The following is a 19,871-nucleotide window of genomic DNA, read 5'->3' on the forward strand; positions in this document are numbered from 1 at the left end:
AAGAATACGATGATGTAAGGTACACCAACCTGACGAGAAAGAAGGATGTGTTCACGAGTTTGTGGCATTGGACCGTCAGTCGCAGCACATACAAGGATCGCGCCGTCCATCTGAGCAGCACCAGTGATCATGTTTTTAACGTAATCGGCGTGGCCCGGGCAGTCAACGTGTGCGTAGTGACGAATTGGAGAATCGTATTCTACGTGTGAAGTATTAATTGTAATACCACGTGCTTTTTCTTCAGGTGCTGAGTCGATTTGCGAGTAATCTTTCGCTTCACCGCCGTAAGTTTTTGCACAAATAGTTGCAATCGCAGCAGTTAAAGTTGTTTTACCATGGTCAACGTGACCGATTGTACCCACGTTTACGTGTGGTTTATTACGTTCAAACTTGGCTTTAGCCATGATGATCTTCCTTTATTAACTACTCATGGAGGGTCACCCCATGAGCACTTGGTTTTCAACTAAGAATTAGTTAGGGCTTATAGTAATCGAAAGATTACTCGTCGTCACCTTTTTTACCGCCAGCTTGGAATTTAGCAATGATGCCTTCAGCCACGTTACGTGGAGTTTCAGCATATTTAGCAAATTCCATTGAGTAAGTCGCACGACCTTGAGACATAGAACGCATTTGAGTCGCGTAACCAAACATCTCAGCAAGAGGAACTTCTGCTTTAATTGCTTTTGTTCCACCAGGAAGATCGTCCATACCTTGAACCATACCACGACGACGGTTTAAGTCACCCATGATATCGCCCATGTAGTCTTCTGGAGTTTCTACTTCAACTTTCATGATAGGTTCAAGAAGGATAGGATCCGCTTTCATGAAACCATCACGGAAGGCATAAGAACCAGCCATTTTGAACGATAATTCGTCAGAGTCGACATCGTGGTAAGAACCGTCGAAAAGAACAGCTTTAACGCCTACAACTGGGTAACCAGCCAAGACACCATTCTTCATACGTTCTTGAATACCTTTATCAACTGCACCGAAGAATTCTTTAGGTACTACACCACCAACAACTTCTTCAGCGAATTCGTATTCTTTACCAGCAGTTTCAACGTCAAGCGGTTCTAAACGAACATATACGTGACCGAACTTACCTTTACCACCTGTTTGACGTACGAATTTACCTTCTTGCTCAACAGTTTTCTTAATCGTTTCACGATAAGCAACCATTGGTTTACCGATATTCGCTTCAACACCGAATTCACGCTTCATACGGTCAACGATGATGTCAAGGTGAAGCTCACCCATACCAGCAATAATTGTTTGACCAGATTCTTCATCAGTACGAACACGGAACGATGGATCTTCTTTCGCCAAACGGCCTAAAGCGATAGACATTTTTTCTTGGTCTGCTTTAGTTTTTGGTTCTACAGCCAATGAAATTACTGGCTCTGGGAATTCCATACGCTCAAGAGTAATGATGTTTTTCTCATCACATAATGTATCACCAGTTGTAACATCTTTAAGACCTACACACGCTGCGATATCACCTGCACGGATTTCATCAAGATCTTGACGCTCGTTCGCGTGCATTTGCACGATACGACCGATACGTTCACGCTTAGCTTTAACTGGGTTATAAACCGGATCACCTTGTTTAAGAACACCAGAGTAAACACGTACGAATGTTAAGTTACCTACGAATTTGTCGTTCATGATTTTGAACGCAAGTGCAGAGAACGGAGCTTCGTCAGATGCTTCACGAGACGCTTTAGTTTCGTCTTTATCGTCAAGGATACCTTCGATCGCTTTAACTTCTGTAGGTGATGGTAAGAATTCAATTACAGCGTCCAACATACGTTGAACACCTTTGTTTTTGAACGCAGAACCACAAAGCATTACTTGAATTTCAGAAGCTAATGTACGAGCACGTAAACCAGCGATGATGTCTTCTTTAGAAAGATCGCCTTCTTCTAGGTACTTGTCCATTAATTCTTCAGAAGCTTCAGCAGCTGCTTCAACCATGTTAGTACGCCATTCTTGAGCAGTATCAACTAGGTCAGCAGGAATATCACCGTATTCAAACTTCATACCTTGAGAAGCTTCATCCCAGATGATTGCCTTCATTTCGATAAGGTCAACAACACCTTGGAATGTGTCTTCAGCACCGATTGGCACAACGATTGGCACAGGGTTACCGCCCAAACGTGTTTTCATTTGTTCAACAACACGGAAGAAGTTTGCACCAGTACGGTCCATCTTGTTCACGAATGCTAAACGAGGCACTTTATATTTGTTTGCTTGACGCCATACAGTTTCAGACTGAGGCTGTACACCACCAACTGCACAGTAAACCATGCACGCACCGTCAAGAACACGCATAGAACGTTCAACTTCAATTGTGAAGTCTACGTGTCCCGGTGTATCAATTACGTTGATACGGTGTTGTTGGAATTGGTTAGCCATACCAGACCAGAAACAAGTTGTAGCAGCAGAGGTAATTGTAATACCACGCTCTTGCTCTTGTTCCATCCAGTCCATTGTTGCTGCACCGTCGTGTACTTCACCAATTTTGTGAGATACACCTGTGTAGAACAAAATACGTTCAGTTGTAGTTGTTTTACCTGCGTCAATGTGCGCAGAGATACCGATGTTACGGTAACGAGTAATTGGGGTTTGGCGAGCCATGATGTCTACATTCCTAAATGTTATCTTTAAAACAGGGCGCATCAATTAAATTGATGCGCACGAATACTCAAACGGGGCAACTTAAATACCCGCAAAGCCCCCACTTTGGTAGAGAGCAATGTTGAATCTAGCTACTGTATGCATGAGTATTCTCCTGATTAGGGACTGTTTTATCCGCTTAGAAACGGTAGTGAGAGAAGGCTTTGTTAGCTTCTGCCATACGATGCACGTCTTCACGTTTTTTGATCGCGGCACCTTTGCCTTCAGCTGCATCAAGCAACTCGCCAGCAAGACGTAAAGCCATAGTTTTTTCAGAACGCTTAGCAGCAGCATCTACTAACCAACGCATTGCTAAGGCAGTACGACGGGATGGGCGTACTTCCATAGGTACTTGATAAGTAGCACCACCAACACGGCGTGCTTTTACTTCGACCATAGGACGAACTTTCTCAAGAGTAGTCTCGAAAAATTCAACTGGGTCTACTTTGTTTTTTTCTTGAACGCGTTCTAAAGCACCGTAAACGATACTTTCAGCAATAGATTTTTTACCATCTTGCATTACGTGGTTCATGAATTTAGCGATTGTTTGGCTGCTAAATTTTGGATCTGGAAGGATCTCACGAGCAGCGACTACGCGACGTCTTGGCATTTTAATACACCTAATAATATGACACTTCAGGATAATCCAGCAGTTTGTACAAGTGTCATGTACACGACGCTGGCCTTACTATACGTCGCTTGAATTACAAATCTATGAAGAATTCAAACAAGCGAAACGCTAAAGGGCTTTTGGACTAGTTTCCTAGAATTACTTCTTAGGACGCTTAGTACCGTATTTAGAACGTGATTGATTACGATCTTTAACGCCGGCACAGTCTAAAGAACCACGAACGGTATGGTAACGTACACCTGGTAAGTCTTTAACACGACCACCACGGATAAGAACAACACTGTGCTCTTGTAAGTTATGACCTTCACCACCGATGTAGCTAGATACTTCAAAACCTGAAGTTAAGCGAACACGGCAAACCTTACGCATAGCTGAGTTAGGTTTTTTAGGTGTAGTTGTATAAACACGTGTACAAACACCACGACGTTGTGGACAAGCCTTCAACGCAGGAACTTTGGATTTTTCAACCAAAGTCGTACGACCCTTACGGATCAACTGATTCGTTGTTGCCATATGGCAATTCTCCCGTTATTAAAAAACCTTAAAAAGAAAATACCTCTTTTTAAGGGCACATAATTGTAAGCCAAGATGCAAAAATGGTCAACATGGCAATACTTACCAAATGTTGACCATATCAATGTTTGACAGGATGATTTACAAATTTAAATAAGGCTGAAACTTAATTTTCAAACCCTGTCTTTGTAATTGTATTGTTAAGAGTACTTTTGATCCTCTACAACCTCATCATTTTCAATTTCTAATGCTGGTTTTTGTTCACTTTGTTCATGCTCAACCACATGTTTTTCTGCAAGCTGCTCGATACCGTTATGAACATTTTCTTGCACTTTTTCTTCACTTTTTTCAGAAGTATTGGATTTGACCACAACAGATACTTTTGAAATTACATCATGATTTTCAATTTTATGATGTTGTGCTGCATGTACACTGCCATTTTCTCCAACATTTAAAAGACGCGGGCTTGCCTTTTGAATAAGAGTTACTGCAGCATAGTAAGCTTGTAATGGTGACAAATGCTCACTTGGGTGTTCATTTAAATAATGTCGTGCTGCACCAAAAATAGCTTGTGCTTTATGGCCTACGTCTTCTTGTAACTTCCAGCTATAAACAGCACTAAGTACTGCACCAGCAACTGGAGTAAACTTGCCAACCGCAGCAAGTTGAGGAACTTTATTTAACCAGCTCCATTTGAACTCACCATTTTCATCGACTAACCAGCTTTTTAAAGTCTCAATATCATTTGAAGACCCAAGTACTTGCTGAAACTGTTGAATGTCTTGTGTCTCTAACATATTACGTAAAGCTTTAAGTGCTAAAAGCACTGTCTGCTTCTCTGCAATCAGACTAATATCAACTTCTTTAAAAATAAATTCAACGACATCTTGATCAGTGGCTTCAGTCAAATCAAAACCGTGTGATCGTCCTGTTTGATAAATTGTTCTTAAAACCAATACTAAAGAAACAGGAATATCTACGGCTGCACCGACCATACCCGATACACCCGTAATTGCACCTTGAATACTTGCGATTAGTTTATTTTGTTCAATTAAAGCCTGACTTAAACGTTGTGAACGTGAAGTATCTTTTGTCAGCTCAAATAGGTCTTTAGCACCCGCCTCTTCTAAGATTTTTTCAGTCAGCGTACTTTTTGAACTAAAGTCATTTAGCCAATCAAATAAATAGCTCGATATTTTTTCATTCCAGTCAGGCGAAATAAATGTCGCAATACCATTGACCTTTCTAAAATGACGACCAAACACCTGACGCGTAACTTTAGGTAAATGTTCACGTAACATTTGTTGTGGACTTTCATACTGTTCCACTTCAAACGGACTTTTACTTCTAGCATTACCTTCTACTGTTTTACCACTTGCAAGTGGCTCAGCCAACTTACTAACCTCACCTATTTGGCTTTGCTGCAAGATGTTTAAACCAGTAGAACTGAGCTTTTTAGCCACTCCGAAGACCTGAGAAAACAAATTGTCAGATTGATTATTATTAAATTTTGTCATCCAGTACCTCGATTTTTTAATTTATCTAATTAGAGATAAATACTAGGTGGAATGTGGATTTATCTCAACTTGAATGTGTGTATTTTAGTTAACCCTAAATGCAACATACTGTGTATTTGGTTATTTTTTTTAAATGCAAAATTGACATAAAGATTTGCCATAAGAAATAAAAAACCTTTCTGCTATCATGGTAACAACGAAAACATATGTCTAATGTTCTTACAGCTATATTCTCCTATCATTTAATAGCTGCTCATGTTCATAGACTTTAAATATCACCATAAAGGGACCTGTAGATGAAACGTGTTGTAATCACTGGTATGGGTATTAACTCATGTATCGGTAACTCTTTAGAAGCAGTTACTCACTCACTTCAAAATGGAATCTCCGGGACACGTTTTAACCCAACTTATGCTGAACTCAATTTTAAGAGTCATGTCAGCGCTGCTGCAGAACAAGATTTTGACAATATTGATCGTAAATTAAAACGATTCATGGGCGTATGTGCAATGTACGCTTATAACTCTGCTGTTGCCGCTGTTGAACATGCTGGCTTAAAAGCAGAAGATTTAGCAGATAATCCACGTTATGGTATTGCTGGCGGTTCAGGTGGTGGTTCAACTGCTTCTGTTGTAGAAATGACTGAGCTTTTAGAAACTAAAGGTGCTCGTAAAGTTGGTCCTTTCTTCGTGCCACGTAACATGACAAACACAATTACTGCAAACGTGGGGGTTGCATTTAAACTTCAAGGTATTGCTCACTCAATCGCAAGTGCTTGTGCAACTTCTGCAGATGCAATTGGTTATGCATATAACCTTATTCAACTTGGTAAACAAGACCTTATGCTTGCTGGTGGTGGTGAAGAAGATCACTGGTCTCAAAGCTTATTGTTTGATGCTATGGGTGCTTTATGTTCTAAATACAACGACACACCTGAAACAGCATCTCGTCCATATTCAAAAGACCGTGACGGTTTCGTTATTGCTGGTGGTGGCGGTTTCGTTGTTCTTGAATCTCTTGAACATGCTCAAGCACGTGGTGCAAAAATTCTTGCTGAAGTTGTTGCTTATGCTGCGAACAGTGACGGTGCAGACATGGTTGCTCCAAGCGGTGAAGGTGCGACTCGTTGTATCTTGATGGCTCTTGAAGAAGCAAAACAACACGGCGTAGAAAAAATTGATTATGTAAATACCCATGGTACTTCTACACCAGCTGGTGATGTTACTGAACTTAAAGCAATGGAACGTGCTTTTGGTGAAGGTAAAGTTCCACCTTTAAGCTCAACTAAATCTATGACTGGTCATAGCTTAGGTGCTGCTGGTGTTCATGAAGCAATTTACTCTGTATTAATGCTTCAAAATGACTTTATTGCTCCAAACATTAACGTGACTGAGCTTGATGATGGCACTGAAGGTTTTGATATTGTGCTTGAAAAACGTGATGCAAAATTGAATACTGTAATGAGTAACAGTTTTGGCTTTGGCGGTGTAAACGCTTGCCTAATTTTCAAGAAGTGGGATGCATAATCCCACCTAGGATTAACGATGGATGCACCTTCTGATGCTTTTTTGTGGGTAAAAGCATTACATATTATTGCTGTGGTCTGTTGGTTCGCTGCTTTGTTCTACTTACCACGTCTTTATGTTTACCATGCAATGAGTGAGGATGCGGCAAGTCATCAACGCTTTGAAGTGATGGAACGTAAGTTGTATCGAGGTATTATGTGGCCATCTATGATTGCCACATTAATTACCGCCCATTTTCTTGTAGACTGGGGCGATGCAACTCGACATTACCATGAAGCCACATGGTTCTATTTAAAAGTTGGATTAGTGGCTTTATTAGTGATTTATCATTTAGTTTGTGGTTACTATCGCAAAAAGCTTATTGGAAATGCTCACTATAAATCACATAAGTTCTGGCGTTTTTTCAATGAAATGCCAACCTTAATTTTATTTGCTGTTGTGATTTTAGTTGTCGTAAAACCTCAGTTTTAACTGGGGTTTTTTATTATCTAAGATTTTTAACTCAATTCTTTTATTCATTTCACTGGCTTAACCTATTCATAATTTATTTTTCCGAGCAAAAGACTTTTACAGCAATCTTGATACATTCTTATAAAAACACCTCATCTTTTTTATAAATTCAATAAATAGTAAGGTTAAAGCATGAAAAGTCTGGCTTTTATTCATCGTAACGATACTCGTTTTGCAGTCGGCGATTTTTATCCAGTTCTTTCTGTTTTTTCCTACCATGAGTTAGGTAATACACTCTCCCCCTTTTTACTACTCGACCATTTAGGCCCGGGAAAAATTGCACCCTCTATAAAACGTAGAGGAGTCAATGATCACCCCCATCGTGGTTTCGAAACGGTAACACTTGTTTATGCAGGTGAATTGGAACACAAAGATTCATCTGGCGGAGGTGGGTCTATAAGTGCTGGCGATGTGCAATGGATGACAGCAGGCGCTGGTGTAATTCATCGGGAATTGTTTAGTGAAGAATTTTCTAAATCTGGCGGTGCTTTTGAAATGATTCAGCTTTGGGTCAATTTACCAGCAGCAGATAAAATGAATTCTCCACGCTATCAAAGTTTAAAGAAAGCTGAAATACCAGTGGTGAAACTGGAAAATGAAGCTGGATTTGTACGTATTATTGCAGGGCAATTTAACCATGTTATAGGACCCGCGCTTACTCACACACCTATTACCTTATTAGATGTAGAGCTCCGCGCAGGTCAGCAAGCCATTTTCCCTGCTCAATCTGGCGAAACAACATTAGTTTATTTACGTTCAGGCCGAGTACAATTTCAAAAAGATGAAGAAGTCCTAGAGGAACAAGGTTTAGCAGTGATGTCAAACCAAGGAGAGCATTTCTCTATTACGGCTTTACAAAGTTGTAAGTTACTTATTTTGACAGGACAACCCATTACAGAACCGATTAATGGTCATGGTCCATTTGTAATGAATACTTATGATGAGATTTTACAAGCCTATGATGATATTAAAAATGGAAGATTTGCCAAGTAAAACAGCCTAACTACCGCATGCGAAACAAATGACAGTTATTTGCGTCTGTCTTTCAACATAGTTGATGTATGTTATGCTACAAATTAACAGATGAACTTATTTACTAGCAAAACTATGTTCACTCTCAACGCTTTTAAACTTGTCACATATCGACAATTTATTATTTTCACCCTTTTCATTTTTCGTCACTTAAAAAGCTATCCGATTCGATTTCTTACACCAGAAGAAAAAGCTTTAGCGCAAAAGGTTTTTGGAGATTTTTTAGATTGTGACTGCCCTAAAATTATTGCTACTCGTTACTTACCTTGGCAAGCCCATGGAATTTTGATGGCTCCAAATGGAAATATTTATGTCAATCTTTCTGACTACAGTAGTAATTACGCGCTAGAGTCTAAATTCATACAAGGCATTTTTATTCATGAGTTGGCTCATGTCATGCAATACCAACGAGGTATTCATGTACTACTAAAAGGCGCCTTACTACAAACGGCCTACTATCTGAGTTTTAAATATTACAACCCATATAAATACACTTACCATCCTCAGAAAGCTTTTAGCTCTTACAATATTGAGCAGCAAGGAGAAATTGCTAGAGATATCTGTTCAGGTAAGCTACCAAATATTATTTGTTCACCTCACTTTGATTTGTAACTAAATAATCAAGATCGTCTTCTACGTAATTTTTTTGCTAACTTACTGGTAGAAAATTTATAAACAAAAAAATATGAAAATAAAATTGAGATCTGAGTTTATTAATGTCAAATTATTGAAAATAAGTATAAAAACTTATTCCAAAATTTGGAGTGTTAAGGCAGTATACAAACAATAAAAATAATGAAGCTTGTTTCTATTGTATACAGAAAATCTCGTTATTTTTACGCAGAAAATATGTGATTGGTATATATTATTGATCTTGACATTTTTGTTTACTATTTTACTTGTTTATTATCGTGCTATACACATCGTTGAAAAATTATATTCATAAAAATCAACACTATGTGTATTTATATTCGTTATGATCTAGGATTAGGTTTGAATGAAAAGTTTTAAAGTTGCCCTTGCTCAGTTTTCTCCGCATATTGGCAATATTGACTCAAACACCCAAAAGATGATTGAGCAAGCAAATCAGGCGAAAAAACAAGATGCTGACCTGATTATTTTTCCTGAGCTTTCTGTGATTGGTTATCCAGCTGAAGACTTATTGTTACGTCCAAATTTAAATAAACGTATGCAAAAGGCTTTTGCTCAACTTAGCGAAGTTAAAGATATTGTGATGGTTTTCGGCTTCGTAAACCAGACAGAAGATGGTCAACGTTATAATTCAGCTGCTGTCATGAAAGACGGTCAGGTTTTAGGTGTCTTCAATAAACATAACTTGCCAAACTATGGCGTTTTTGATGAAAAACGTTATTTCCAAAAAGGCCATCAGCACTTGGTATTTGAGTACTTAGGTCATAAGTTTGGTGTACTCATTTGTGAAGATATCTGGTCAATCAATACAGTAAAACAATTAAGCCAATTAAATGTTGATACTGTACTTGTGCTTAATTCATCGCCATATGAAGTGGGTAAACCACAGCATCGTAAACAGACATTAAGTGAGCTTGCAAAGCAGCTTCATTTAAACATTGTTTATGTCAACCAAGTTGGTGGGCAAGATGATTTAATTTTTGATGGTACAAGTTTTGTCAGCAACCAAAATGGTGAAATTGCTTTACAAGCGCCAAGCTTTAAAGAAGACCTGTATATTGCTGAATTTGACCGCGATACAAAATTATATAAAGTCGTCGAGTCTGCTCCTGCATTGGAAACTTTTGCAGAGATCTATCAAGGCTTAGTCATGGCAACACGTGACTATGTAGAGCGCTCAGGTTTTCCTGGAGTAATTTTAGGTCTTTCTGGCGGTATTGACTCTGCCCTTACGCTCGCTATTGCAGTTGATGCAATCGGTGCTGAAAGAGTTCAAGCTGTGATGATGCCTTATACCTACACCTCTCAAATTAGTGTAGAAGATGCAGCTGAACAAGCTCGCCGTATGGGCGTGACTTTCGGTATTGCCGAAATCCACTCAATCGTAAATAGCTTCATGCAAACTTTATATCCGTTCTTTGGTAATTCACCAGCCGATGCGACTGAAGAAAATTTACAAGCGCGCGCTCGTGGTACATTGCTTATGGGCTTATCTAACAAGTTTGGTAATTTAGTCCTTTCTACAGGTAATAAATCTGAACTTTCAGTTGGCTATTGCACACTTTATGGTGACATGGTGGGCGGCTTTGCTGTTCTCAAAGATGTTTATAAAACAATCGTGTTTGAATTAGCAAAATACCGTAATAGCTTAAGTGAAACTCCGGTTATTCCTGAGCGTGTGATTACTCGCCCACCTTCAGCAGAACTTCGTCCAGATCAAAAAGACCAAGATTCTTTACCAGCGTATGATGTATTGGATGCTATCCTTTATGCATACATTGAAGAAGATTTAGGTCAGGCAGACATTATTGCCAAAGGTTTTGATAAAGAAGTTGTTGAAAAAGTCATCCGTTTAGTTGATCGTAATGAATACAAACGTCGTCAAGGTGCAATTGGCCCGAGAATTACTTCTCGTGCATTTAGTCGCGAACGACGTTATCCGATTGTCAACGGTTGGACAGCGAATGACTGAGCAGAAAAACTCATCAAAAACCACAGCACTTGCTCAAGCACTTTTGCTTGAGCAGGTGGAATTTTTCAAAAAACAATTATCGATAGAAAACTCACCTATTTATTTCCAGCAGTTCATTCAACTGTTTATGCAACATGCTGACGAAATTAAACTTTATGAAGTTGTAGATTTAGAACAATTACAAGCCGTTGTGAAACGCTATGCTTTTGAAATGCAGCTGGGTGCAGGCTTACTTGAGTTTATTGGGGAAATTGCACAGCGTATTTATTTATCTGCCATGAAATCTCCAATTCAGCTACAAGACTTGGTATCCGATCACCAGTTTGAAATGTGGCTTTCCAAGTTTTTGGAAATGGAGCATATTCCTCAATATCTAAATGAGTTTTTAAGAACCAGCCCTTCTGTTCAACAACTTTGCCAATATATTGCTACTTCAACCTTAGAACAAAAATTACCAAAATTTTTAACTGCCACTAAAGTGAATGACTACCATTTTGAATGGCAGCATAAACTTAAAAAATTCTCGTTTTTGCAGCAACAACGTCTCGAGCACAAACTTGAAACTTGGATTGCTAGTTTTATTCATGAACAACTTACAGAATTAAGTCTTTTGTCGGCTGAAGATTTAGAAAGCTTAGTGCGTCATATCTGGGAAGATATTAGACATAAAAAAATGTATGAGTTTATGAAACAGCTCACTCCTCTCGATGTGGAAGAGTTCTTTGTTTTAATTTATGAATACTGGAAAGAATTACGTCAATCGCAATTTATGCAAGATCTTATTTTGTATGGTGTCGAAGTTTTTTATGATTTTTATAAAGACCAAAGTCTATTTGAAGTGTTAAGTGAGATTGGTTTAACCGAAACCGATTTACAAACTGAAGCTTTACGTTTTTATCCAAAAGTTATGGATGCCTTTAATGAGCACGGTATTTTGGAACCGTTACTTCAAGCGCTCTTAGCTCCTTTTTATCAAAGCTCAAAAACACTCGATATAATTGAAAAACATTTTAGTGAGTAAAAAATAGATAAAAAGAAACCACGCAGGAGCGTGGTTTTTAAAATGGTGGCTATGACGAGACTTGAACTTGTGACCCCCGCATTATGAGTGCGGTGCTCTAACCAACTGAGCTACATAGCCGTAAACTGTGTGCGCATTATCTATAGTTCTGTATAGCAGGTCAATACTTCAAAACTCTTTATGTCCACCAAATGAACAAATATGATTCATATCATCATTATTTGTTCATTTTTTAGCAAATTAAGACTTTAAGCAATTGATCGGCCACAGAAATATATTAAAGATCTAATACTAGTTTTTTGCCTTTTGCTCTTGATACACAAATCATCATGCTCTTTTGTGAAGCTTTTTCGGCATCACTTAAGTATTGATCGAAGTGTTCTGCTTCACCTTCTAAAATAGCCGTTTCACATGTACCACAAACCCCTTCTCGGCATAGACATTCCACATCAATATTTAATGTTTCAATGGCTTGTAAAATAGTCTGATTACTTTGTACTTCAATTTCCTGATTAGATTTGGCAAGTACCACCGTAAATGCCTCACCATCTTCAGGAACTGTTGAGGCAAATTGTTCCCAGTGAATGTATTCATCGCGGTAACGGTGCTTGTTACAACAATCAATCACCGCATCAATCATAGGTTTAGGTCCACATACATATACATGTGTGCCTTTTGGTTGCGATGAAATTAATTCGTCTAAGTTAAGCATGCAGCCTTCTGAATCAACATAACTAAATACGTGCTCTGCATGTTTTTGCTTTAATTCATCAAGTAAAGCTGCGTGTTCAGGTGAACGGTAAGCATAATGTAGCTCAAAGTCAGCACCACGTGCCGCAAGCTCATCCATTTGCGGTAAAAACGGTGTAATACCAATACCACCTGCAATTAAGATATGTTTAGTACCTGTTTCAGCTAGCGGGAATAAATTTTTTGGTTCTGATATCTGGATTTCACAGCCTTCATTGCACTGATCATGCATGAAAACTGATCCCCCCTTACCTTCCACATCCTTACGAACGCAGACTTGATAAGTTGATAAGTCTTGCGTACAGCCCATCAATGAGTAAGCATTGGAAAGTTGATCATTCATTTTGACAATAATATGGCTTCCCCCACTAAATCGAGGAAAGTTCTGCCCATCTTGACGTTTGAACGTAAACCGTTTGATTAAAGGGGTTAGCTGTTCCACACGAGTAACAACTGCTGGGAACATTTCATAATGACTAGCCATATTAGAATCCTTCTTTTACCGCATATTCTTGTTGTTAGGGCTTATCCTTAAAGCCCTAAACACATGTATTTAATAGTCATGAATTCTTCAAGACCATATTTTGAACCTTCACGTCCAACGCCTGATTGCTTCACACCACCAAATGGTACAACTTCATTTGAAATTGCTGTGGCATTCATACCGACCATTCCATATTCAAGCTGTTCCGACACTCGCCATAAACGTGAAATATTTTCGCTATACACATACGCTGCCAAACCGAAAATCGTGTCATTTGCTTGAGCAACCACATCTGCTTCATCTGTAAAACGAATAAGCGGCGCAACTGGACCAAAAATTTCTTCTTGGACAATTTCCATTGTACGGTCAACGTTCGTTAGAACTGATGGTTCATAAAAGGTTTGTCCTAAAGCATGCTGTTTACCACCACAGGCAATCTTAGCGCCTTTGCTCACCGCATCATCAATTAACTGCTGTGCTTTCAAAACTGCTTTTTCGTTAATTAATGGGCCAATTTGTACGCCATCTTCCAAACCGTTACCGACTTTAAACTTCTGTACTTCTTGTACAAACTTCTCGGTAAAAGCTTGATAAATATTGTCATGTACATAAATGCGGTTAGCACAAACACAAGTCTGACCTGCATTACGGAACTTGGCAAAAATCGCGCCTTGTACAGCTTTATCTAAATCGGCATCATCAAACACAATCAGAGGAGCATTTCCACCCAACTCAAGCGCCAATTTTTTAATGGTGCTTGAACACTGCTGCATTAGTAAACGGCCCACTGGCGTTGAACCAGTGAAAGTCAACTTCTTCACTTTTTCATGTGAAGTAAATACCGAGCCAATTTCTTGAGATTTACCAGTAACAATATTAATCACACCAGCTGGTATACCCGCCTTTTCTGCAAGCTTTGCAATCGCTAATGCACAGTAAGGTGTTTCATTGGCTGGCTTAATTACGACCGTACAACCCGCTGCTAAAGCAGGCGCTGCTTTACGGGTAATCATGGCAATTGGGAAATTCCACGGCGTAATCGCAGCCACAACACCCACAGGTTCTTTACTAATAATAAAACGCTGCTGGTTATTTACGGTTGGAATCACATCACCATAAATACGCTTGCCTTCTTCTGCAAACCATTGAATAAATGATGCAGCATAGCGAACCTCACCTTTTGCTTCTGCTAAAGGCTTGCCTTGCTCAATGGTCATGATTAAAGCAAGTTCATCGGTATGATCGAGAACCAGTTTATGCCAAGCCAACAAGATATCAGCACGATTTTGGGCAGTTAAAGCTTTCCAACTTTGTAAAGCCATATAGGCAGCTTCAACTGCTTGCGTTGCCTCTGCCGCTCCCATATTCGGAATTGTGCCAATTTCTTCGCCTGTAGCTGGGTTACTCACCGGAACAGTCGCATTCGACTGTGCAGCTAGCCATTGCCCATTAATATAGGCTTGTTGCTGAAATAGTTCAGTACTTTGTAAACTCGACATATCATCTTCCTAACTGAAGAATCAGGTGTAAGTGATCTTTACACCTGAATAAATCCATTTGTTTTATTTATGATGCTGCGCCACTAAATGTTGGAAGTAAGCAATACCATGCTCACTGATACCAGAGCGTTGCTTGTCAGTCATGATACGGCCTTGACCACGATAACCACGTGATTTCAGACCACGTTGTACGCTCTCTACCAAGTTCAAATCTTCCGGGCGGAATACATTGCGATACCACTCAATCAAATCTTTTTGATCTTGAGTAAGCTCTTCATTTGTAAAGTAAATATCGTAATACTGCAAAGTTGTTTCTGCATCAACTGGAAACTCATAGATCACAGTCATGAAGTTGCTGCCCGGTGGTACGTTGAACATGGTACAAGGCCAAGTCCAGAACCCATGAAACTCAGGATCTGTTACTGATGGATCAAGCTTAAATGACTTCTCAGATGAACGCGCAAAACCGTACTGTAATGTCCAGTTTTGATGTGTGGTGTGCCAATATTTGTCGACTTGTACTGAGTCAGCAAAGCCCGGATGTGCAGGCCCACAGTGATAACACTCCAAGTAGTTATCGACAATAACTTTCCAGTTTGCTGGCGTTTCTGTTACAAAACGAGCCGCCAATTTCAAATCTTTAATTACACTACATGCTTGATTTAAACGCTCAGCAAAGCCCGGAAGCTGGTCTTCTACGCAAGTCGCATTTTCATCCATATTAATAAATACGAAACCTGCATATTCCTCGACTTTTAAAGGCACCATGCTTGAGTTTTCTTTATCGAAAGATTCAACATGGTCACAATTACGTGCCAATGCCAAGCTACCGTCCAGCTTGAAAGTCCATGCATGATATGGGCAAGTAATGACATTTTTTGCTTTACCACTGCCACTTAGAAGCTCATGGCCTCGGTGTGGACACACATTATAAAACGCACGTAGAACACTATCTTTACCGCGAATGATGACAATATTTTCACCAATTACTTTACGGGTAATATAGTCATTTGGCTGAGCCAACTCACTGCCATGTGCAACACAAATCCAGCTTTTAGCAAAGATTGATTCTTTTTCATGCTCATAAACTTGAGATGAAGTATAGAAAACTTTAGGGAAAGTCCATGCAACATCTGGGTTTGCACAAAAATCTTCAGGTAATTTTTCAACTGCACTCATGTTTTTACTCCATTAAATTCTTTTCGTCCAAATGACTCGATATTAAATTGATGTCTTTTCGGCACTGCTCAACATGCGACGTATTGCACTTAGCATGTTTTGATATAAATGTTGAACTTCCGGACAGTCACGCATCAGACGTAAACTGCCATGTAATAAACCTTTACCTAAATGAAACTCGTTAGGGATACCTGCTTGTTCCAATTTTTGGGTAAAGAGATAACCGTCATCACTTAAAGGGTCATATTCTGCAACTGCCACAAAACTTGTAGGCATATCTGAAAAATCAGTTGCCAATAAAGGTGCTAGACGTAAATCCTGCCACTCTTGTGAATTCGGTGCATATTCCTTTAAATAAAAATGCATATCTTCAGCCGTTAACAACGGCGCATGGGCGTGCTTTTGCACGGCTGGGGTATCAAATGCTGTCGTTAAACATGGATAAACCAATGCCAGCCCTTGAGCTTGCAAACCACTATGTTGTAGATCCACTGCAAGAGCGGCTGCTAAATTACCGCCTGCGCTATCACCTGCTAGAACGATATTTTCGCTATCGATTTGCCAAGCTGAACCATGCTGTTTAAGCCATTGATATACCGCTAAACAATCTTCAAAAGCTGCAGGAAAATGATGTTCTGGTGCTAAGCGGTAATCTACACCAATGACAATTGCATTTAAGTCCTGACATAAATAACTGGTAATAAACTCATGTGAATCGAGTCCACCGACCATCCAACCACCGCCATGTAAATACAACACACACGGCCAACCAGCTTCAGGTCGATTTGTTTTTGGTAAATACACACGAACAGGTACAAGATGCTCTGTATTTGCAACAACTCGGTCTTCTACTTCAATCTTGCCATCACGTGGCAAAGTGTAGTGTCGGCACATCGCGTCATATGCTGCACGAATTGAGTCAATATCTGCATCTGCTGGTGAATAAATGCTGCTCCAGTACACTAGGCTTTGCATTTCTTCACTTAAGACATAAGTAGTCTGTTCACGTCTCGTCATTACCGTTCCCTCTAGCTGGTTTTTCTATCCAGTTTGATTGAGTTTGCAAGCTCAAGCTGCATCCGTTTTGCATGTTCATCTTGAGACTGGTTTAAACCAATTTCCGCATCATCATAACCTTGTTGCTCAATTAAATGCGATGGGACTTTGGCATAATCCTGAATTAGCCATTTCACTAAGCCATAGGTTTGAATCAGAATAATCACGATGAATGGTAAAGCCGTCACAATAGTTGCCGTTTTCATGGTGTCTAACGGTGCTTTACTAAAAATCATGGCAATTGGAACTAAAGTCAGCATGACACACCAGAACAGACGAGCGTTTGGTGATGGGTCTTGTCCTTCACTTAAACCGCGTGTACATGTTGCTGAAACCGCATATCCGACCGCATCCATATGCGCTGCCAAGAACACCACCATGATGCCGAGGAAAATCCACATCATTAATTTTCCGGCAGGTAACAGACTGAGCAATTGACCAATCGCAACCTCACCACCCTGTTGACTTAAGATTTGCGGTACATTGACAGCCCCATGAATAAAGCTATAAACGCTGTAGTTTTCAAACACACCAAAGATGAACCAAAGACCGACACTGCCGCCAATTACCATGGCAAAGATCACTTCTTTAATGGTACGACCTTTAGAAACACGCGTTACAAAGAGTGCCACACCCGGTGCATATGAAATCCACCATAACCAGTAGAAAACAGTCCATTCTCGAGTAAACTTGCCGTCACCCATTGGGTCGGTAAACAAACTCATATCGACAAAGTTGGTAGCCATTAACCCAAAACTCATTAATGAGTTATTCAAAATGAACTGAGTCGGACCAAAGCAAAGTACATAAATTGCAAATAACACTACACCCAAGCACACCATATGGCTTAAACGCTGCATGCCCTTGTCCATACCTACATAAGAACTTAGTGCGAACAGAACTGAAACTGCCAAAATAATGATGACCTTGGTCATAAAGGTATTTGGTATGCCTGTGAGCTGAGACAAAATATTGGTAAATGTCACGGCAGTGAGTACCAATGAAATCGTCAATGCACCAAACATGCAAAGCAAGAACATTAAGTCGACTAAACGACCAACCACGCCAGTTGATTTAAAACCTGTCACAGCCTCAATTACTGAAGCTAAGCTTAATCCCTTGTTTTTTCTCACATGATAGCTGTAGCACAAAGAAATTGATGCCAAAGCATAAATTGCCCAAGCACTTAAGCCAGAGTGAAAAAACGAGTAAGCCACGCTATATTTCAATGCTTCTGCTGACTCAGGCGGTAAGCTCAAACCAGGAGTTTGATAATAGTAGGCCCAGTCCAAAAAGCCCCAGTACAGTGTGGAAGAACCAATACCTGACAAGATGAACATAAAAATCCATGACATTGTGCTGTATTGAGGTTTTCCTTCTCCAAGCTTAATTTTTCCGTATTTACTAAAGGCAAGACCAAAAGTAAAAATAATGGCTAAAAAAGCAAACAGTAATACTGGGGTTGTAAATACCGATGTCGTCCACTGCATCCATGTTGCAGCAATCTTTATCGATTCTTGCGAATAAATCGCCAAACCAGCAACTGAAATAAATACAAACAGTAAGCTGGTTACGGCAAGAAATTTATCCGTATAAATTTTTGTGTTTTGATTATCCATATCCATACATCCATTTTTGGATGGCGTTATTCCATAGCGAATACGTCCATTTTAGTTTGGGCTACACATGATGCAATTGCATCTCCTACCTCATAAGTCTTTGCCTGACCGCCGATATCGGCTGTTTTTGGGCCATTAATTAATACATTCTCAATCGCCTGCATAATATCTTGACCCGCTTGGATACAGCGCTCGTCTTCTTCTCCAAAGAATTCGAACATCATGGCACCCGACCAAATCGCAGCGATTGGGTTGGCAATTTGTTTACCGTAAATATCTGGTGCTGAACCATGGACAGGTTCAAACAATGATGGAAATTTTCTTTCCGGGTTTAAATTTGCAGAAGCAGCCAAACCAATGGTACCTGTACATGCAGGACCTAAATCGGAAAGAATGTCACCAAATAAATTGGATGCCACAACCACATCAAAACGTTCAGGTTGTAAAACAAAACGAGCCGCTAAAATATCAACATGCTGTTTATCAGCTTGAATTTGTGGATACTGTTTTGCCATCGCATCAACGCGCTCATCCCAGTACGGCATGCTCACTGCAATACCATTTGACTTGGTCGCTGCGGTAATTTTTTTCGCATCTCGCTGATTTGCAAACTCAAATGCATAACGCAAAATTCGGTCTACGCCATGACGTGTAAATACGGCTTCTTGTAAAACAAACTCGCGGTCTGTTCCTTCAAAAGCTTTACCGCCAATCGCTGAGTATTCACCTTCACTATTTTCACGAACCACGTAGAAGTCGATATCGCCCGGTTTTTTACCTACCAATGGACATTTCACACCCGGCATTAAGCGCACTGGACGTAAATTCACATATTGGTCAAAACCACGACGGAACTGGAGCAGCGAACCCCAAAGCGAAATATGGTCAGGCACTTTATCGGGCCAGCCTACAGCGCCAAAATAAATTGCATCGTAGCCCTGCAAAGTTTCAAACCAGTCATCTGGCATCATTTTGCCGTGCTCAAGGTAGTAATCGCAGCTTGCCCAATCGAAAGCATCTAACTGAAGATCAATGCTTACTTCTCTGCTGCTGCCTTTACAACCTTAATACCTTCTGGTAGAACTTCTAAACCAATGCCATCACCTGCAATCGTGGCAACTTTATATCTTTTTGCCATAAGCTTCCTTCACACCTTCGACTAATATCCTTGTATGGCTTAAACATGATGTTTTAAGCAAAAATGATCAACAACAGAACTATCACTCCAATGGACA

The 19,871-nt window shown here is 39.8% G+C and carries 16 protein-coding genes, 1 tRNA gene and 1 pseudogene; 6 read left to right on the forward strand and 12 right to left on the reverse strand.

The window, feature by feature from the left end:
- The 5 genes from J576_RS07240 to J576_RS07260 form a co-directional block, all read right to left on the reverse strand.
- On the reverse strand, nucleotides 1–404 hold a 404-nt coding region (locus J576_RS07240; protein ID WP_031959298.1), incomplete at its 3' end, for a GTP-binding protein.
- Between the two features lie 94 nt (nucleotides 405–498).
- Nucleotides 499–2,637 (reverse strand): elongation factor G, encoded by a 2,139-nt coding sequence (fusA, locus tag J576_RS07245; RefSeq protein WP_002050327.1) that lies wholly within the window; start codon nucleotides 2,635–2,637, stop codon nucleotides 499–501.
- A 178-nt stretch (nucleotides 2,638–2,815) separates the two neighbouring features.
- Nucleotides 2,816–3,286 carry a 30S ribosomal protein S7 gene (rpsG, locus tag J576_RS07250; protein WP_001138055.1) on the reverse strand — a complete coding sequence of 157 codons (471 nt, stop codon included), beginning with the start codon at nucleotides 3,284–3,286 and terminating at the stop codon, nucleotides 2,816–2,818.
- A gap of 159 nt (nucleotides 3,287–3,445) precedes the next feature.
- Nucleotides 3,446–3,820 carry a 30S ribosomal protein S12 gene (gene rpsL, locus J576_RS07255; protein WP_002050319.1) on the reverse strand — a complete coding sequence of 125 codons (375 nt, stop codon included), beginning with the start codon at nucleotides 3,818–3,820 and terminating at the stop codon, nucleotides 3,446–3,448.
- Between the two features lie 200 nt (nucleotides 3,821–4,020).
- Entirely contained in the window at nucleotides 4,021–5,337 is a 1,317-nt protein-coding gene (locus J576_RS07260; RefSeq protein WP_002050370.1) for an EcsC family protein, read from the reverse strand.
- Between the two features lie 296 nt (nucleotides 5,338–5,633).
- Here J576_RS07260 and J576_RS07265 point away from each other — a divergent pair, with 296 nt between their 5' ends.
- The 6 genes from J576_RS07265 to J576_RS07290 all read left to right on the forward strand — a co-directional run bounded on the left by J576_RS07265 (nucleotide 5,634) and on the right by J576_RS07290 (nucleotide 12,049).
- A complete protein-coding gene (locus tag J576_RS07265; RefSeq protein ID WP_002050356.1) occupies nucleotides 5,634–6,863 on the forward strand; it encodes a beta-ketoacyl-ACP synthase II in 1,230 nt (409 codons plus the stop codon).
- Between the two features lie 18 nt (nucleotides 6,864–6,881).
- Entirely contained in the window at nucleotides 6,882–7,334 is a 453-nt protein-coding gene (gene hemJ / locus J576_RS07270) for a protoporphyrinogen oxidase HemJ (protein WP_002050435.1), read from the forward strand.
- A gap of 171 nt (nucleotides 7,335–7,505) precedes the next feature.
- A complete protein-coding gene (locus J576_RS07275; protein ID WP_002050336.1) occupies nucleotides 7,506–8,366 on the forward strand; it encodes a pirin family protein in 861 nt (286 codons plus the stop codon).
- A gap of 90 nt (nucleotides 8,367–8,456) precedes the next feature.
- Nucleotides 8,457–9,017: a hypothetical protein gene (locus J576_RS07280; RefSeq protein ID WP_031951124.1), complete on the forward strand. Its 561-nt coding sequence runs from the start codon at nucleotides 8,457–8,459 to the stop codon at nucleotides 9,015–9,017.
- Between the two features lie 385 nt (nucleotides 9,018–9,402).
- Nucleotides 9,403–11,028 carry an NAD+ synthase gene (locus tag J576_RS07285; RefSeq protein WP_000834616.1) on the forward strand — a complete coding sequence of 542 codons (1,626 nt, stop codon included), beginning with the start codon at nucleotides 9,403–9,405 and terminating at the stop codon, nucleotides 11,026–11,028.
- On the forward strand, nucleotides 11,021–12,049 hold the full coding sequence (locus J576_RS07290; RefSeq protein ID WP_002050419.1) for a hypothetical protein: 1,029 nt from the start codon (nucleotides 11,021–11,023) through the stop codon (nucleotides 12,047–12,049). The genes J576_RS07285 and J576_RS07290 overlap by 8 nt, the downstream gene beginning before the upstream one ends.
- A 43-nt stretch (nucleotides 12,050–12,092) precedes the next feature.
- Here the strand turns inward: J576_RS07290 and J576_RS07295 are convergent.
- From J576_RS07295 to J576_RS07325, 7 genes and pseudogenes are all read right to left on the reverse strand, one after another.
- Nucleotides 12,093–12,169, reverse strand: a tRNA-Met gene (locus tag J576_RS07295).
- Nucleotides 12,170–12,326: 157 nt separating this feature from the next.
- Entirely contained in the window at nucleotides 12,327–13,283 is a 957-nt protein-coding gene (cntB, locus tag J576_RS07300; RefSeq protein WP_002050363.1) for a carnitine monooxygenase, reductase subunit CntB, read from the reverse strand.
- Between the two features lie 47 nt (nucleotides 13,284–13,330).
- A complete protein-coding gene (locus J576_RS07305; protein WP_002050366.1) occupies nucleotides 13,331–14,782 on the reverse strand; it encodes an NAD-dependent succinate-semialdehyde dehydrogenase in 1,452 nt (483 codons plus the stop codon).
- Between the two features lie 63 nt (nucleotides 14,783–14,845).
- A complete protein-coding gene (cntA, locus tag J576_RS07310) occupies nucleotides 14,846–15,961 on the reverse strand; it encodes a carnitine monooxygenase subunit alpha (RefSeq protein ID WP_002050283.1) in 1,116 nt (371 codons plus the stop codon).
- 42 nt (nucleotides 15,962–16,003) lie between these two features.
- The gene (locus J576_RS07315; protein ID WP_002050398.1) at nucleotides 16,004–16,978 is read right to left on the reverse strand and encodes an alpha/beta hydrolase; all 975 of its coding nucleotides are present in this window, start codon (nucleotides 16,976–16,978) and stop codon (nucleotides 16,004–16,006) included.
- Nucleotides 16,979–16,989: 11 nt separating this feature from the next.
- Nucleotides 16,990–18,642 (reverse strand): BCCT family carnitine transporter, encoded by a 1,653-nt coding sequence (locus J576_RS07320; RefSeq protein ID WP_002050355.1) that lies wholly within the window; start codon nucleotides 18,640–18,642, stop codon nucleotides 16,990–16,992.
- Between the two features lie 20 nt (nucleotides 18,643–18,662).
- Nucleotides 18,663–19,774 (reverse strand): annotated as a pseudogene (locus J576_RS07325) (tartrate dehydrogenase).
- Between the last annotated feature and the right edge of the window lie 97 nt (nucleotides 19,775–19,871).

It is taken from the genome of Acinetobacter sp. 766875, assembly GCF_000582055.1.
GTDB classification, from domain to species: domain Bacteria; phylum Pseudomonadota; class Gammaproteobacteria; order Pseudomonadales; family Moraxellaceae; genus Acinetobacter; species Acinetobacter nosocomialis.

Coding starts and splice junctions, on each gene's coding strand:
- fusA (WP_002050327.1), bottom strand. CDS start 2,637: ATGGCTCGCCAAACCCCAATTACTCGTTACCGTAACATCGGTATCTCT.
- rpsG (WP_001138055.1), bottom strand. CDS start 3,286: ATGCCAAGACGTCGCGTAGTCGCTGCTCGTGAGATCCTTCCAGATCCA.
- rpsL (WP_002050319.1), bottom strand. CDS start 3,820: ATGGCAACAACGAATCAGTTGATCCGTAAGGGTCGTACGACTTTGGTT.
- J576_RS07260 (WP_002050370.1), bottom strand. CDS start 5,337: ATGACAAAATTTAATAATAATCAATCTGACAATTTGTTTTCTCAGGTC.
- J576_RS07265 (WP_002050356.1), top strand. CDS start 5,634: ATGAAACGTGTTGTAATCACTGGTATGGGTATTAACTCATGTATCGGT.
- hemJ (WP_002050435.1), top strand. CDS start 6,882: ATGGATGCACCTTCTGATGCTTTTTTGTGGGTAAAAGCATTACATATT.
- J576_RS07275 (WP_002050336.1), top strand. CDS start 7,506: ATGAAAAGTCTGGCTTTTATTCATCGTAACGATACTCGTTTTGCAGTC.
- J576_RS07280 (WP_031951124.1), top strand. CDS start 8,457: ATGAACTTATTTACTAGCAAAACTATGTTCACTCTCAACGCTTTTAAA.
- J576_RS07285 (WP_000834616.1), top strand. CDS start 9,403: ATGAAAAGTTTTAAAGTTGCCCTTGCTCAGTTTTCTCCGCATATTGGC.
- J576_RS07290 (WP_002050419.1), top strand. CDS start 11,021: ATGACTGAGCAGAAAAACTCATCAAAAACCACAGCACTTGCTCAAGCA.
- cntB (WP_002050363.1), bottom strand. CDS start 13,283: ATGGCTAGTCATTATGAAATGTTCCCAGCAGTTGTTACTCGTGTGGAA.
- J576_RS07305 (WP_002050366.1), bottom strand. CDS start 14,782: ATGTCGAGTTTACAAAGTACTGAACTATTTCAGCAACAAGCCTATATT.
- cntA (WP_002050283.1), bottom strand. CDS start 15,961: ATGAGTGCAGTTGAAAAATTACCTGAAGATTTTTGTGCAAACCCAGAT.
- J576_RS07315 (WP_002050398.1), bottom strand. CDS start 16,978: ATGACGAGACGTGAACAGACTACTTATGTCTTAAGTGAAGAAATGCAA.
- J576_RS07320 (WP_002050355.1), bottom strand. CDS start 18,642: ATGGATATGGATAATCAAAACACAAAAATTTATACGGATAAATTTCTT.